Here is a 15,873-nt window from a genome sequence, read left to right as displayed (position 1 = left end):
CCGTAGACGTAAGGAACAAGCCCGATCGGCCTCTTCGGACGGTGCAACATTGGAGTCAGTCAAGCAGCTCGTCCAATGGACGCTCCTCCGTGACGGCCATGAACGAGCAATTTCGTTGCACTTACTGATGGCGTTTTGGGCAAATTGACCAACCAATTCGCTTTCTGTCCTCCTTACCGAGGAATCTATCGCCGGAGACGCGAACGGCTATTGGCCCTCCTAGAACTACCGGACTAGTGTTGTCGCGCCAGTCGAGCAGCGCAATGTCGGTGGCCGGACGAACCGTTTGCATGGTTCGTGCATGGCCGGTGCGCGGTTCGGGAGACGACATGGTTTACTACGTATTTCGCCGCTTATTAATGCTGCCGCCGGTCATGCTGATCGTGGCCTTCATCGTATTTGGTCTCCTTTATGTCACTCCTGGAGATCCCGCCGCGATGATCGCCGGCGATCAGGCGACTCCTGAGGAAGTCGAGCGCATTCGTGTGTCGATGGGGCTAGATCAGCCTTTCTACATCCGGTTCGCATTCTGGATATGGCAGTTGATGAACGGCGATCTTGGCACGTCAATCTTCGCCAATCAGCCAGTCGTGCAAATGATTGGTCAGCGCATCGGGCCAACGTTCTCGTTGCTTACGATGAGCCTCGCGATCTCCGTGGCAATTGCGGTTCCGGTCGGAGTAGTGGCGGCTTGGCAACGCGGCCATGCGATCGACAGGGTCATCACTGCGCTAACCGTGCTCGCCTTCTCTCTGCCGGTATTCGTCGTCGGATATTTGCTAGCGTTCTCGTTCTCGACATCACTCGGCTTGTTGCCGGCGCAAGGCTATGTACCTCTCGCCGACGGCTTCCTGCCCTACATTTCACATCTGATACTTCCTTCGCTCACACTCGGGGTATCCTACTCTGCCATTTTGGCGCGCACGACACGAGCATCGATGCTTGACGTGCTCACGCAGGACTATGTGAGAACCGCGGTTGCAAAGGGAGCGGGCCCGCGGATTGTCCTGTACAAGCACGCGTTAAGAAACGCGTCGATCCCGATTGTCACGGTCATCAGCATCGGCATCGCAACGCTCATGGGCGGTTCAGTGATCACGGAGAGCGTGTTTTCTATCCCGGGGCTAGGACGTCTTACGCTCGATGCGATCCTTCATCGTGATTATCCGGTCATCCAGGGTGTGGTCCTACTTTTCAGCGCCAGCTACGTGGCTATCAACCTCATCACCGACCTTGCGTATACAATCGTGGATCCGAGGATCCGGTATTGAACCATCAAACGCCTTCTTCCAGCATGGCTGCTCACTTGCAGGCGGTCGAGTTGCCGACCCGTCGGACAAACTCCGAATGGAGAGCGCTGCGCTTCTTGAAGCGCCATCCACAGATCGCGGCAGGCTCTTTAATTTTGCTCGTGGTCACGCTCGTCGCCATTCTTGCGCCACTCCTCGGCACGGTCGATCCGCGCGCGATCTCGGTGACCAAGCGTTTGCGACCGCCGTCCGCGGAGTTCTGGTTTGGGACAGATGCTTTGGGGCGAGACCTCTATTCTCGCGTCGTATATGGCACGCGAATCTCGGTGGGCGTGAGCGTTTCGTGCGCGTTTCTGTCCTGCGTTGGAGGCACCATCGTCGGAATGGTAGCTGCCTCCGGAAGATGGGCGGACTCGGTCGTGATGCGCGTCATGGACGGCTTCATGTCGATTCCATCCATGTTGCTGGCCATCGCCCTGATGGCGGCCACGCGTGGGTCTGTCGGCACGGTAATCGCCGCCATTACGGTGGTCGAGATACCTCGCGTTGCTCGAGTGATACGCGGCGTCATGCTGGCGCTTCGCGAAATGCCCTTCGTGGAAGCAGCTATCGCGGCCGGATCGACGACGCCAAAAATCCTAGTTCGGCATCTCCTTCCGGCGGTCGTGTCCCCGTTGACGGTTCAGGCAACATTCGTGGGTTCGGCCGCAATCATCATTGAGGCGAGCCTCTCCTTTATCGGTGCAGGTACACCGCCGACCATTCCCTCTTGGGGGAACATCATGGCTGACGGGAAGGCGCTCTGGCAGGTCAAGCCGCACCTGGTGTTTATTCCAGCTGCGTTTCTTGGCGTGACGATCCTGGGAGTGAACCTCTTGGGTGACGGGCTAAGGGATGCCCTGGATCCAAGAATGGCGGAGCGATCTTGACAGTCGTCTTGGAGGTTCAAGGCCTGGACGTTTCGTTCGCCGCGGCCACAGGAAGCGTCCGGGCTGTTCGCGGCGTATCGTTCTCGGTCGCGCGGTCGGAGACGTTGGCAATCGTTGGCGAATCCGGATCCGGCAAGAGCGTGACGGCCCTATCTCTCATGAGGCTGCACGACGCGGCACGAACTAGGATCTCAGGTAGTGTCAAATTCAAGGGAGCGGAACTCCTCGAGGTATCCGAAGCTGAAATGCGATCGATCAGAGGCAACGAAATCGGCATGATCTTCCAAGAGCCGATGAGTTCGTTGAATCCGCTGATGCAGATCGGAAATCAGATCGCTGAAGCAATCCTGCTGCATCAGAGTTTACCTCGCAGCGAAGCCAAGCAACGCGCGTTGAAGCTCTTGATTCAAGTTGGCATTGCCGATCCGGAGCGCCGGATGCGGGAATACCCGCATCAACTGTCTGGCGGGATGCGTCAACGCGTTATGATAGCAATAGCGCTCGCTTGTGATCCCGAGATCCTGATTGCTGACGAACCGACGACGGCGCTTGATGTGACGGTGCAAGCGCAGATTCTGGATCTTATGCGCGAGCTCAAGGCGCGAACCGGCGCGTCTATCGTCATCATCACGCACGATCTAGGCGTCGTCGCCGAGCTGGCCGACCGGGTCGTGATCATGTACGCCGGCGTCAAGGTAGAGGAGGGGACAACAGGGGAAATCTTTTCGCGGCCCGCGCATCCCTATACTGTCGGGCTGTTGGGAGCCATTCCGAGCCTGGAGCACAATAGGAGCGAAGGGCCGCTGACCGAGATCCCGGGCCAGATGCCTTCACCCAGCCAGGCCAGGGTCGGGTGCTCTTTTGCGGCAAGATGCAGTCTCTCGTCATCGATTTGCTTCGAGATCGAGCCTGAGCTGGAAGACGTCTCTCCCGAGCATGCCGCGGCATGCCACCATAAGTTTCGGACGCCGGTCGCATGAGCCAGCCCGCGCTTCTCGAAGTCATTTCGCTCAAGAAGCACTTTCCGCGACCTCGTATCGGGTTCGGACCTCGTGAGGTCGTGAGAGCTGTTGACGACGTCTCCTTCGCAGTCGCACGAGGCGAGACACTTTCTATTGTGGGCGAAAGCGGGTGCGGCAAGTCCACGTTGGGCAGAACGGTTCTTGGCCTGACTCCACCGAGCGCGGGAGCCGTGTGGTTCGACGGCTGGCGCGTTGATGGTCTGGCCAAGCCGCAACTGAGAAAGATCCGACGGCACTTTCAAGTCATATTCCAAGATCCAATGTCCAGCCTCAGTCCGCGGATGCGAATCCGCGACATTCTCGCCGAGCCGCTCGTTAATTTCGGGGTTGTCAGAGGTCGCAAAGCCGTCGACGAGCGCGTTGGCGAACTCCTCGACATGGTGGGCCTACCTCGCGATGCAGCAGCCCGCTTTGCGCATGAGTTTTCCGGCGGCCAGCGTCAGCGAATCTGCATTGCCCGGGCGTTGGCGCCAGAACCGAGCCTGATTGTGTGCGACGAAGCGGTGTCGGCGCTCGACGTGTCCGTCAAGGCACAAATCGTCAATCTGCTGGTGAGCCTTCAAGACAGGCTCGGTCTATCACTGCTCTTCATAAGCCACGACCTCGCAATCGTAGGTCACCTCACGCATCGCATCGCGGTGATGTATTTGGGAGTCATGGTCGAAATTGGAGACCGGGACCTCATTCTCGATCGTCCACTGCATCCTTACACGCGGGCGCTCATCTCTTCAGTGCCAAAAACAAGAGGAGAGGCATCCAGGCGCATCGTCCTTGCCGGCGACGTCCCTAGTCCGGTCAACCCGCCGCCGGGTTGTCGCTTTCATACCAGGTGCCCAAAGTCGTTCGATCGCTGCAAGGTGGAGGAGCCCAAATTGCGGTCGGTCGGTACGCAGCTCAGGATGGTGGCCTGTCATCTGGACATTTCGGAGCAGGGCATGTCCTAGGGCAGAAGTTGGATTGGCATGCGTCTTGCTGGATATCTCCTCAGTTCCGGTGAGAGCACTAGTATGGCTGTTGCAGAACTTCGCGATCGCGCCTCGGGCATCAATTTGAGCCAGATCGAGACGTTCTTGGCGTTAGTCGAAGAGGGAAGCGTTGCGCCGGCGCTGAAGCGCCTCGGCTTGGGGCGCTCCTCGCTAAGTGCGCATGTCAAGTCGCTGAGCGACGAACTAGCCCAGCGCCTGGTGATCCGCCTCCAGGGAGGCTTGGCTATTACCCCGGCCGGGCGCGAGGCTTACAGATTGCTGCGTCCGTTTATGGAACACGCGGCGCAGTGCCTCGCCTATTTTCGCGGCGGAGACGAGGCCGCTCCCAAGCGCATCGAAGTAGTTCTTCCGCAGGGATATGCCGGGGCGATGTTCGATCAAGCGCTTGTCCAGGTCGCAAGATCGGCGATGAAACGCGCGTGCCCGCACTGGATTTCACCGAAATACGACAGACCCGATCAAGCCGACAAGAATGGTCTAGTTATCGACTTCGGGGACAAGCGAGCCGGCCGGTCATGGCCGGCTGACGTTCACGTAATCGTGGATCGATGGATTCTCGTGCGCTCGGGACCGAACAAGGGGTGGTCGACTGAAGACGTGCCCTTGTCCGAATTGGTGAACAACACTTTCGCGGTGCCTGAGCTGCCCGAAAGTCAACTCGCACTGCTCCTGGCAGTGGCGGAAAAGACCCAGGCGCGCATCAACTGTCTTAGCCAGGATCCGCAGGAGATCTTGGCTAACGGCAGCATGAGCAGAAACTTCAACTTTCTGATTCCCGCGGCGCAGCTGAATCCAAGCCTTGTTGCCGAGCATTTCGAATGCGCTTTGCTTGAGAAAAGCGACTTCGATCCAACCATTGCGATCTCCGGCGAATACGGTCCTGCCTTCGGCCCTGGGATATGCGAGCAGTACAAAAAATCGCTCGCCGCGGCGATCGCGTCCGAGCCATCATTCTCGGATAACGATACCGAGCCGGAGCGAATTTCCCTGAAACTATGCCGTTCGTTCCTGGCGTTGTATGAGGAAGGGAATATGCGGCGCGCCTCGCAGCGCCTGTGCATCGTACAGCCGGCGCTTACGGTACAATTGCACGGCCTCGAGGAGCTATTGGATACGCAACTGTTCGAGCGCTCCCATCGTGGTCTTGAGCCGAACTCCCGTGCGGATTTTCTTTACGGCCTGCTCGCTCCACTCATGGCGGAATTCGAAGAAGCAGTCCGAACGCTCCGTGCGGGCGCAGTTGGCGGGCGGTTGCGGCGCCTCCGGCTCGGACTTATTCCCGCTCTGGATGCAGAGAGCGAAACAGCCGAATACTTTGCGAACGCACTCAATCGCTGGTCCGAGCGTTATCCGGAGACAATCGTTCAGGTTCTGGAGGCTTACTCGGCAAAGCTGCTCCAGTGGCTTTCGTCCGGACGGATCGACTTCGCCTTGACCGATCGTGTGGTCGAAAGCCCGGAAATGTCCTTCGATCTGATCGCGGAAGACGAGATGGCGGTCGTCGTCGAGAGATCCACGCAGCTCTTGCCGCCAGGGCCTGTGACGTTGGAGACCGCGTCCAGATTGCCGCTGGTGCTTCCGTCCAGCCGACATGGCCTACGTTCAATCATCGCGCAACCGCTGCAAAAGGCAGGGCTGAACCTCAATCCAAGAATCGAGGTCGATTCCATGGCTGCGGCGATCAGTCTAGTGAAGATCGGACGATATGCGACCATTCTGCCGACCGGAGCCATCCACAAGAGCACCGACCGCAGGCGTCTTTCCATTCATACGATCCGCGCGCCGCGTATCCTGCGCAGCATCTGCTTGGTCAGGATGCGGAACGAGATGCCGGATCCGGCTGCCCAGGAGTTCATCGAAGAGTTGCGAAGCGCATTCTCCTCGGCAGGAGAGCGTATCTCCGTCGAACTGGACAACGGAGAAGACGACGTCATCGCTTCATCGAAGCTCATTGCTTGAGCGCTGCCGTAGTCGAACCTGGAACGGAACGTAGAGCGGATCGTGGTCGAGGTGAAAGCGGATTCGTGGCGCGGATTTGCGGCCGACCGACATCGCTACGGCGATTGTTATCGATGGTTTCGGGAGATTGAATTATCGGCCGTTCGGCGTTCGTGGTTCCCTGCTTGGAGAGATTATTCCGAAGGAATCGGAACGCAGGAGTCGTCATGAGCATGTTTCATCTGGGTTGGTTTCTGGGCCCCGGCATCACGGTCCAGGGCTGGAATACGCCCAACTACGCTCCGAGCTACGAGTGGACGCAGCCGGATATCTATCAAGATGCGGCAAAGGCGCTCGAGCGGGCCTGCTTCGATTTCATGATCCTGGAGGACACAAGCGCCGTCCCTTATGCCTACAAGGGGTCCATGGATTTCTACCTGAAGAACGCAACCATGACGCCGAAGCTCGATCCGGCGGTCCTGACGCCCTACATCCTTTCGGCGACCAAACGCCTGGGCGTAGCGTTGACCCTGACCACGACATTCTATCCGCCGTGGATCCTGGCGCGGCAGATGGCGACGCTCGATCACTACTCGAACGGGCGCATCGGCTGGAACATCGTGACCGCAACCAGCGATGCGGCTGCGCAGAACTTCGGGTACGACAAGCAGTTCGAGCACGATCAGCGCTATGACATGGCCGACGAGTATCTCGACCTTGCGGCGCAACTCTGGGAGGCCTGGGATACCGATGCTGTGCGCATGGACCTGGAAAACCAGACGTTTATCGACCCATCGAAAGTGAAGGCAATAAATTTCGAAGGCAAATACTACAAGTCGCGCGGACCTCTGAACGTACCGCGCTCTCCCCAGACGAAGCCCCTGTATGTCGCTCCAGGCGGGTCGCCGCGTGGGCGGAAGTTCAGCGGACGTAATGCCGAGGTTGTGCTCGCCGGCGGCGAGTCCATCGCGGAGATGAAGGAATACCGTGCGGAGGTTCGCGCGCATGCGAAGGCGTATGGTCGCGACCCGGACAAGATCAAGACGATGTTCATCGCCGGCGTCTTCGTCGCACGGGACAGGAGGGGAGTCGAGGAGATCAAGGAGAACCTGCCGAAGATGAGGCAGCGGCGCTTCGAAGCACATCTGGCTTCGCTCTCGTTCCTGTCCGGCATCGATTTCTCCAAGTTCGACCTCGATACCCCGCTCCCGGAGATCAAAACCAACGGGATGCAGACGATGCTGCGCATGTTCAAGGACGCAGGACCTAAAGCGACCCTGCGAGATATTGGAATGCGTCCTCCGGGTTGGGAGTTGATCGGGACGCCGGACGAGATCGCCTCAATGATGAAGGAGGCGATGGAGGAAATTGGTGGAGACGGCTTCCTCGTCACTGGGCCGGTAACTCCGCGGTACGTCAACAGCGTGGTCGACGAACTCGTTCCCGTCCTGCAAAAGCGCGGACTGACGCGGAAGGAGTATAGCCATGAGCACTTGAGGGACAACGTGATGGCGTTCTAGGCCGAGCAAATTCGGGTCTGGAGACATCCGATGACGACAAGATCCCTTATCTCCGGAGAGGCGCCGATCACCTTGACCGGACTATCGCTCGTTGTCTTGAGCGGATTGGTTGGAATCTCGGTTTCGTCGGAGCAACCAGCATGGTCGCGGGCTGCTGCGAACCGGTCGAGCGTCCTCGCGTACAGGGGCTCAACGACTTTCTCGTCTTCGGTACCACCGCGTCGCGGTCCCTGTTGGCAGGCGCTGTCATGAGGACGGAATGGGGCTGGTCGGCCATTGCCTGGATAGCGGCCGCTCTTGCCACGGTCATGGGCGCCATCCTTTCTCTTGCTATCTATCGCGACAGAGGGCCGAGCCGGCGTCGGCATGACGTTGGTACGTCCGATAAGGAGTGATACGTGAACGGATATGAGAACCTGGCGCTCATGAATGGCGAAATCTTCAAGTCGCTTATGCGCAACATTGCCTCCAGCGTGGCGGTCATTTCGACAAGCAGCGAGGGGCGGCTTCATGGGATGACCGCTACGGCAGTCTGCAGCGTTAGCGCCGATCCTGCGACGATCCTTATCGTCGTTAACCGATCGACCCGTAGTCACCCAATCATATCGACGACCAAGCAGTTTACGGTCAACATCCTCGCTGACGATCAGCAGGAGATCGGCGGACTTTTCGCCTCGAAGCAGGACAATCCGTTCTCGACCGTAGAGCACCGAATAGGTCTGAACGGCAATCCCATCATCGTTGGGGCCGCAGCGCATCTCGAATGCTTTACCTATTACGAATTGGACGTCGGAACGCACACGATCTTCGTCGGGCATGTGACAACCGGGGATGTCTCGGCGGTGCCGCCACTCGTTTATCATGAAGGACAATATAAGTCTCTCTCATCTCGCAGGCCTGAACGCGAGATCGCACCAATGTTTCTCGATCGCTGGTCGCCCAGGGCATTTTCACCTAGCGAGATCGATGACGAAACGCTGATGTCGCTGTTCGAGGCGGCGAGGTGGGCGCCGTCGTCGATGAATGCGCAGCCCTGGCGGTTTATCTACGTTAGGCGTGGGCAACCGAAATGGCAGCCGTTCCTCGAGACTCTTTCGAACACGAACCGATCCTGGTCGGTACATGCGGCCGCGCTCATTGCGTTCGTTTCAAAAAAGACGCTGCAATTCGATGGAAAGGAATTCCCGTCCCCGACACACAGCTTCGATACTGGTGCGGCTTGGATGAGCTTCGCGCTCCAAGCAAACCTCTCGGACTGGTATGCGCACGGAATGGCGGGCTTCAACGCGGAAAAGCTTGCGCTCGAGCTGGGCGTCCCTGACGATTTTGCCATCAATGCAGTAGCAGCAATCGGGAGGCTCGGCGACAGCTCGTCGTTGCCGGATCATCTTAAGGTGCGAGAGATACCTAGCGAGCGGAAGGCGCTGTCTGAACTTGTCTTCAACGAAACCTTTGGTGCTGCATGAGCGGCGGGCCACGAATTGCGCCGGGGGCCACACTGGAGGCCAGCCCGAGCATTAAGTTGCCGCCGGTTGGGCTGGGCACGAGACTATTGCTCGGCGACAAGTGTGCCGACGTCGTCCTTAAAGCCATCGAAATCGGATACCGATACATCGATACATCTCCGAGCTATGGAAATGAGGATGCCGTCGGTCGAGGAATTAGCCTCTCCGGAATCGATCGGCGCGAGATGGTCGTTACCACTAAAGTGGAACGCGAGGACCTTCGGCCGGAGCGCCTTCTGGCGTCGGCGCAGCGAAGCCGCGATAAGCTCGGTCTCGATCGGATCGATCTCCTGCTCATCCACTGGCCGAACGCCGACGTGCCGATTTCGGAAACGCTTTCGGCAATGCGTGAACTTCAGCTGTCCGGCGTGATCTCTCATGTAGGGGTGGCCAACTTCCCCATCGCGATGCTTGACGAGGCTATCGCGGGTGCCAGTCGAGCCGGGACAAAGTTGTTTGCCAACCAGATCGAGGTTCATCCGTCACTCCCGCAGCGCCGGCTCGTCGCTGCGTGTATCGCACGGGGCGTGCGCCCCATCGCCTATTCGCCCATGGGACGTGAAGATCTTGGCCATCCCTCGGTATTAGGCGTCGCCGAGCGCACCGGCCGAGCTCCGGCGCAGGTCGTGCTCCGCTGGCATATCCAGAGCAGTGTCCTGCCCGTGCCGATTCCAGACACGGGTGAGCCCGCGCAGATCACATCTCAGTTCGAGCTGTTCGACTTCGAGCTTTCCGAGAGTGACATGGCGGTGCTCGGCAGCGTCGGCCCGGAAAAGCGCTATTTCTCGCCTGCTTGGGCTCCGGTCTGGGATCCGCAGGATTGAACCAAGCTATTGAAGGCGACCAGAGAGGGCGAAAAATGCGTCGACGAGACTTCCTGAAGGGCGTGGCCGCGAGCGCACTACCCTTGCCCGCCTTCGCGCAGGGTAAAACGACGACTTTAAGGATCATCAAGGGCCAGAACCTCGGAAGCGTCGATCCTATATGGACGACAGCGGCCGCCACCCAGGACTTCGGCTTCATGGTGTTCGACACGATCATCGGCGCTGACGCGGATTTCGTGCCGAAGCCGCAAATGGCCGAAGGATGGACGGTCGAAGACAACGACAAGACTTACATATTCAAGCTCCGCGAGGGCCTTAAATTCCACGACGGCGAGCCGGTCAAATCGGTCGATTGCATCGCGTCCATCCGGCGATGGTGGACGCGGGACGTCGCCGGGCAGATGGTCGCTAGCATCACGGATTCCATGGATGTGATCGACGATCGCACCTTCAGGATGCGCCTGAAATCGCCGTTTCCGCTGCTGCTCGACGCCTTGGGGAAACTCAGTCCTGCGAGCTGCATCATCATGCCCGAGAGGATCGCCAAGACGGATCCTTTCAAGCAGATACCCGAAGCCATCGGCAGCGGTCCGTTCAAGTTCCTCACGAGCGAGTGGGTGCCCGGGCACAAGGCGTCCTTCGCGAAGTTCGCCGATTATATTCCCCGATCGGAGCCCTTTAGCGGACTTGCGGGAAATCATGCGGCGGCGGTCGACCGGGTCGAATGGTCGTTCATCGGCGATGCCGCAACTGCGGCGGCTGCCATGCAGTCGGGCGAACAGGATTACTGGGACGGTCTCCCGGTCGATCTCGTACCGCTCATGAAAGAGAATCACAACCTTGTCGTCGGACCGAGAAGTACGAGCGCTACGAACTACACGTTCGTCATGAACCATCTCCAGCCACCGTTCAACAACCCGGCGATCCGGCAAGCTGTTGCGATGGCGGTCGATCAAAGCGAATATCTGGCAGCCGCGACGGCTGGCCTCCCCGAAAATGGCGGGGCTTGTGCAAGCTTCTATACGTGCACCTCGCCATACGCGAGCGATGCCGGGTCTGCTGTGCTGAAAGAAAAGAATATCGATAAAGCGAAGGCGGCTTTGAAGGCGGCAGGCTATGCCGGCGAGAAAGTCGTGTTCATCGGAGCAAGCGAGCCACCCGCGCTGGCGGCGATTGCCCAGGTATCGGACGATCTTCTCAGGCGCATCGGTTTTAACGTCGAGTTCGTGACGACCGATTTCGCGGGAATGATCCAACGCCGCGTGAATAAGGGGCCGGTCGACAAGGGAGGGTGGAGTGCTTTCAACAGCACATATGGCGGCGTCGATCTTCGCAATCCGTCAGTCAACTCGCTGCTTCGCGGGGCGGCAGAGCAATCCTGGTTTGGCTGGCCGACCAATCCGCGGCTTGAGGAACTTCGCAACCAGTGGTTCCTCCTGACCAATGCGGAAGAGAAGGTAAAGGTTGCTCACGAGATCCAAGTCGAGGCGTTCAAGACGCTTCCGTATATTCCGATTTGCTACTCGTATCCACCAATTGCCTATAGCAAAAAGCTGACGGGCGTTACGCGCCAGCCGATCAACTCGTTCTGGGGAATCGGAAAGCAATTCTGAGGGCGCACGCCCATAACCCGTTAGACCCAACGAATCTGGAAAAGGTGTGTTCATGAGCGACTTCGATCTCGTTCTTACCGGGCAGGTGGTGCGAACCGACAGGGTCATAGAGAATGGCTATGTGGCCATCCGGGGAGGGACCGTCGAATTGGTCGGAAGCGGTGAACCTCCTGCCGCCCGCGAGCGCCAGGACTTTGGCAAGTCTTATGTGCTTCCAGGTGCGGTTGATGCCCAAGTACATTCGAAGTCACAGCTCGGTCAGGAAGATTTCATTTGGTCGACCCGCGCGGCCGCTGCGGGCGGCGTCACGACTGTGGTCGACATGCCCTACGACGCTGGCTTCCTGGTCTGCACGGGCGATCGGGTTCGGCAGAAGATAAAGGAGGCGGGCGAACAGACGCGTGTGGACTTCGCACTCTACGGTACGATCGATCCTGCTGACGGACCGAAGCATATCGCGGGAATGGTCGAGGCCGGGGTCTCCGCCTTCAAGTTCTCGACGTTCAATACGGATTCGAAGCGGTTTCCGCGTATCCCGCCACAGGATCTCTACGCTTGCTTCACCGAGATCGGCAGGTTCGGCCTGGCTGCGGGTGTGCACAACGAAAATGATGAGATGGTGCGCGCCGCGATGGCTAGTGTCGAGGCTAGCGGGGTCACCGATTATCGCGCCCATGCCCTGTCTCGGCCGCCCGTTACAGAAACGCTCGCCATGGCGGAAGTGTATGAACTCGGCGCCCATTCGGGATGTTCAACGCATGTCGTCCATTGCTCGGTGGGGCGGGGCTATGACCTATGCGAAGCTTACCGCCAGCAAGGCTTCGATACGACCGTCGAGGCCTGCATCCACTATCTCACTCTGGACGAGGAGAATGACGTCGCGCGCCTGGGCGGAAAGGCCAAGATCAATCCGCCCGTCAGGCCGCGCGCCGAAGTCGAGGCCCTCTGGCGGCATCTCGCGGCAGGTCATGTTACGGTCGTGTCCACCGACCACGTCAGTTGGTCGGAGAGCCGCAAGGCAGATCCAGTCATGCTGAAGAATTCATCCGGTGTACCTGGATTGGAGGTTCTCTATCCCTTGCTTGTTAAGGGGCTCATCGAGCGTCGTCTCGATATTGCGCTCGCTGCAAGGTTGCTTGCTGCAAATCCTGCTCGCCTGTTCAGGTTTGGGCACCGGAAGGGAGCGTTAGAGCGAGGGCGCGACGCCGATGTCGTGGTGATGGCACACGCGCCCCATCGCTATAATCCGGAGGAATCGGGCCACAACTTCGTGACCTGGAGCCCCTATGCTGGCATCGAGTTGCCCTATCGCCCTGTGGCGACCTATTTGCGCGGCAAGCTCGTGTTCAACGGCAAGGACGTACTGGCAGCACCCGGTACGGGTGCCTTCGTTCGGCCGCCCGCCCTCCGGCCTTCGCTCGCCAAAAATGAATCGGTAGCCGCCTGAGGCCGGCTGCCTCATGGCTCGTCCGCCAACGTACGTATCGTGCGGTGTCGGTCAGAATTGTTCGAGTTCCGCGGCGATGCGGGCCAGAACGTCTTTCGGTGCGCTGACGAATTCTGACCGGCTCAGAGGCTCGCCGTCGCCAGGGCGCGTCGTGGCGATCATGGCGACCTTGGTCACGGTAAGCTCTTCGTGGATCGGATCGCAGCGGTCGGCCTTGACGCCCTCGACGACCATGAGATCCTCGTGACCGCGGAAACGCGCAGCCAGCGCCCACTCTACCTCTCGCGGATTTTCGATGTCGATGTCGTCGTCTACGACTGTGATGAGCTTCAGCAGATTGACCTGCCCCATCGCGAGCATGGCTGCTCGTTTGCCTTCACCCAGCCTTGGCCTGTGCATGGAAATAATCGCGTGCAGACGACCCATGCCGCCCTCGGTGATGAGAACCCGGCGCACGGCTGGAATCATGCGCTGCAAGGCCTGGCGTAGCGTGGCGCCGATCGCTACCCCCCCGAGCAAGCAATGTTCGCTCGCGTATCCCGGCAAGATTGCTTGGTAGATGGCATCTTTGCGTCGGGTTATGCACGTAATCCGGCCGCCCATTCCGGGACCGTAGCTCACGTAGAACCCGTGGAATTCGGATACGGGACCTTCTTCGATCTGTTCGTCCGGGTAGAGCTCGCCTTCCAGAACGATTTCCGCCTCTGCCGGGACCTCCAAATCGACCGTCTTGCATTTGACCAATTTGAGCGGTTCGCCAAGCATGCCGCCGATGTTGTCGAATTCGTCGTCGCCAAGACCGAGGTATAGCTGCGAACCAAGCAGAACGGCGGGATGGTTTCCGATGGCAACCGCGATGGGTAGCCGCCGGCCGAGTGCCTTAGCCTTCTCGGCCAGCAGGTTGAGATGGTGATTTTTCGCTATGCCCGCCATGACTTTGCCGCCTCCCTCAAGGCGAAGTCGCGCAATGGATACATTGCGGCGCCCGTTTTCGGGATCTTTTGCAATGATCACGCCGGCGGTGATGTATGGGGCTGTCTCACGTTCGAACCAGGTTGGAACGGGCAGGGAGGTTCGCAGATCGATTTCACCGGACTGGACGACGTCCTGCACCGGTGCGGCGCTGCTCATTACGGGCTTTATGGGATGGGAGAGTGCGTGCATGCAGAGGTCGTCGAGCTTCTTCGGCTCGACGTTCAATCCAAGTGCGAACCTTTCTCGTGAGACCAAAAGATTTCCGACAACCGGAAGGGAACCGGTTTGCTCGAAGAGGATTGCCGGCCCCCGATCCTTCAGCGCCAGGACAGCGCCGATTTCGAACGTCGGATCGGTTCGCCGCTTCACACGATGAAGCGCCCCGGACGTCTCGAGCTGCGAAAGGAATGCACGCATGCTTTGATCGGTCATTATCTCGCTCTCAAGGGAAACTTAGTTGGTACGATCTGCGCGATCTAGATCTCTTACGGCCTCATAGAGCGTCGCGGTACCCATCGCCAACGCGTCTGGATCGGCCCACTCGTCCGGGCTGTGGCTTTTGCCTTCCAGGCACGGGATAAACAGCATGGCTGACCGGCCGATCCGTGCAACGAAGGCCGCGTCGTGCCCCGCTCCTGACGCCAATTCGGTCGTGCTATAATTAAGCTTCGACGCATTGTGAGCCAGGATACTTCGAAGGTGGGGATCACACCGGGTCGGGTCAGTCCTCGAGATGATTGTGAAACGATCGCGCTTCACCCCGCACCGGTGGGCCGTGTCCAGACTGTGCCGATCGAGCAGCAGGATGAAGTCGTCGATCTGTCTGTTATCTTCAGCTCGTATGTCCAGAACCAATCGTGCTTGCCCGGGCACGACGTTCGCAGCGTTCGGCAAAATCTCGACGATTCCGGTTGTCGCCACGAAGTGCCCGCGATCGCTATTTGCTTGCAGTGCGCCTTGCTTGGCGGTCCAAGAAACGATTTCGGCGGCTGCTACGCCCGCATCCCGCCTCAACCTCATTGGTGTACCACCGGCGTGGTCGGCGGAACCGAGAAAAATCAACTCGACTCGCGCAATTCCGACGATTCCGCTGACGATCCCAAGCTCAAAGCGGCCGCTCTCGAGAACTCGCCCTTGCTCGATGTGAAGCTCGAGATAGGCCGCTATTTTTGGCGGCACGATCTGCCCCAAAGCGGAAGGGGCGCCACCCACCCTAGCAATGGCGTCTGACAAGCGCTCGCCGCCCGCATTCGTCCGAGACAGCATTTCGGAACTCAAGGCCCCAACCATTGCCCGGCTACCGATGCAGGAAATGCCGTAGTCGCTGGGCTCTTCGGCCAAGAAGTCCACGATCTCGAGCGGGTGATCGAGCCGATGCCCGGATCTGACCACGGTTCGCGCGACCTCGACGGCCGCAATGACGCCGGCTGCTCCGTCGAACCTGCCCCCCGACGGCACCGTATCCGAATGCGATCCGAGCACTATCGGCGGGAGCGGAAGGCGTCCATCTAGCCGGCCTATAAGATTGCCGCCGGCGTCCATCCGGACAGATAATCCCGACTCGACGAAGAGGCTATTGAGCCAGCTTCGTCCCTCGACAAAACGAGCCGTAAACGAGCGGCGTGTCCAAGGGCGATCGGGCTCGGTGATGGCGGCAAGCGCCATCAGGTCGGTCCACAGACGGTCGGCGTCGATGCTCGACGTGCTCGGATCGAATGGCATTCCTCACCTGAATACACCGCCGGCCATCGCGCCAATAATCGTTTCTGGAAACAGGTATCAGAAAGGTCGTCTCGGCTGGTATTCCACGCCGAGGATGTTGACAGGGTATCGCAGCCAGAGCATCTGCAAGAGCAAGGAGATT

12 protein-coding genes are annotated in these 15,873 nt (G+C 59.2%); 10 read left to right on the top strand and 2 right to left on the bottom strand.

Translation table 11 applies throughout. From position 1 onward, the window contains the following. Window positions 1–329 precede the first annotated feature (329 nt). The 10 genes from ABIB73_RS05755 to ertD all read left to right on the top strand — a co-directional run bounded on the left by ABIB73_RS05755 (window position 330) and on the right by ertD (window position 13,034). Window positions 330–1,271 carry an ABC transporter permease gene (locus ABIB73_RS05755; protein WP_354222080.1) on the top strand — a complete coding sequence of 314 codons (942 nt, stop codon included), beginning with the start codon at window positions 330–332 and terminating at the stop codon, window positions 1,269–1,271. 23 nt (window positions 1,272–1,294) lie between these two features. Then, window positions 1,295–2,179 carry an ABC transporter permease gene (locus tag ABIB73_RS05750; RefSeq protein ID WP_502918402.1) on the top strand — a complete coding sequence of 295 codons (885 nt, stop codon included), beginning with the start codon at window positions 1,295–1,297 and terminating at the stop codon, window positions 2,177–2,179. Then, window positions 2,176–3,159: an ABC transporter ATP-binding protein gene (locus tag ABIB73_RS05745; protein WP_354222078.1), complete on the top strand. Its 984-nt coding sequence runs from the start codon at window positions 2,176–2,178 to the stop codon at window positions 3,157–3,159. The genes ABIB73_RS05750 and ABIB73_RS05745 overlap by 4 nt, the downstream gene beginning before the upstream one ends. Next, window positions 3,156–4,145, top strand: a complete 990-nt coding sequence (locus tag ABIB73_RS05740) for an ABC transporter ATP-binding protein (protein ID WP_354222077.1) — start codon at window positions 3,156–3,158, stop codon at window positions 4,143–4,145. The genes ABIB73_RS05745 and ABIB73_RS05740 overlap by 4 nt, the downstream gene beginning before the upstream one ends. A gap of 63 nt (window positions 4,146–4,208) precedes the next feature. Continuing rightward, complete coding sequence (locus ABIB73_RS05735) at window positions 4,209–6,146, top strand: LysR family transcriptional regulator (RefSeq protein ID WP_354222076.1); 1,938 nt, start codon at window positions 4,209–4,211, stop codon at window positions 6,144–6,146. Between the two features lie 164 nt (window positions 6,147–6,310). Next, window positions 6,311–7,645: an NtaA/DmoA family FMN-dependent monooxygenase gene (locus ABIB73_RS05730; RefSeq protein ID WP_354222075.1), complete on the top strand. Its 1,335-nt coding sequence runs from the start codon at window positions 6,311–6,313 to the stop codon at window positions 7,643–7,645. A 398-nt stretch (window positions 7,646–8,043) separates the two neighbouring features. Beyond that, the gene (locus tag ABIB73_RS05725; protein ID WP_354222074.1) at window positions 8,044–9,111 is read left to right on the top strand and encodes a flavin reductase; all 1,068 of its coding nucleotides are present in this window, start codon (window positions 8,044–8,046) and stop codon (window positions 9,109–9,111) included. 86 nt (window positions 9,112–9,197) lie between these two features. Further along, window positions 9,198–9,974, top strand: coding sequence for an aldo/keto reductase (locus ABIB73_RS05720; RefSeq protein ID WP_354222073.1), 777 nt, complete (start codon window positions 9,198–9,200; stop codon window positions 9,972–9,974). Beyond that, window positions 9,971–11,587 carry an ABC transporter substrate-binding protein gene (locus ABIB73_RS05715; protein WP_354222072.1) on the top strand — a complete coding sequence of 539 codons (1,617 nt, stop codon included), beginning with the start codon at window positions 9,971–9,973 and terminating at the stop codon, window positions 11,585–11,587. The genes ABIB73_RS05720 and ABIB73_RS05715 overlap by 4 nt, the downstream gene beginning before the upstream one ends. A 52-nt stretch (window positions 11,588–11,639) precedes the next feature. Further along, complete coding sequence (ertD, locus tag ABIB73_RS05710; protein ID WP_354222071.1) at window positions 11,640–13,034, top strand: hydantoin-5-propionate amidohydrolase; 1,395 nt, start codon at window positions 11,640–11,642, stop codon at window positions 13,032–13,034. A gap of 51 nt (window positions 13,035–13,085) precedes the next feature. Here the strand turns inward: ertD and ABIB73_RS05705 are convergent, their stop codons facing one another. Together ABIB73_RS05705 and ertE are read right to left on the bottom strand one after the other, a co-directional pair. Then, the gene (locus tag ABIB73_RS05705) at window positions 13,086–14,441 is read right to left on the bottom strand and encodes a UbiD family decarboxylase (RefSeq protein ID WP_354222070.1); all 1,356 of its coding nucleotides are present in this window, start codon (window positions 14,439–14,441) and stop codon (window positions 13,086–13,088) included. Between the two features lie 21 nt (window positions 14,442–14,462). Next, complete coding sequence (gene ertE, locus ABIB73_RS05700) at window positions 14,463–15,731, bottom strand: N-carbamyl-l-glutamate amidohydrolase ErtE (RefSeq protein ID WP_354222069.1); 1,269 nt, start codon at window positions 15,729–15,731, stop codon at window positions 14,463–14,465. Window positions 15,732–15,873 lie beyond the last annotated feature (142 nt).

This window comes from Bradyrhizobium sp. F1.4.3, assembly GCF_040548375.1.
Taxonomy (GTDB): domain Bacteria; phylum Pseudomonadota; class Alphaproteobacteria; order Rhizobiales; family Xanthobacteraceae; genus Bradyrhizobium.
The sequence above is the reverse complement of the archived record's forward strand: the minus strand, read 5'-3'. Positions and strand labels throughout refer to the sequence as shown.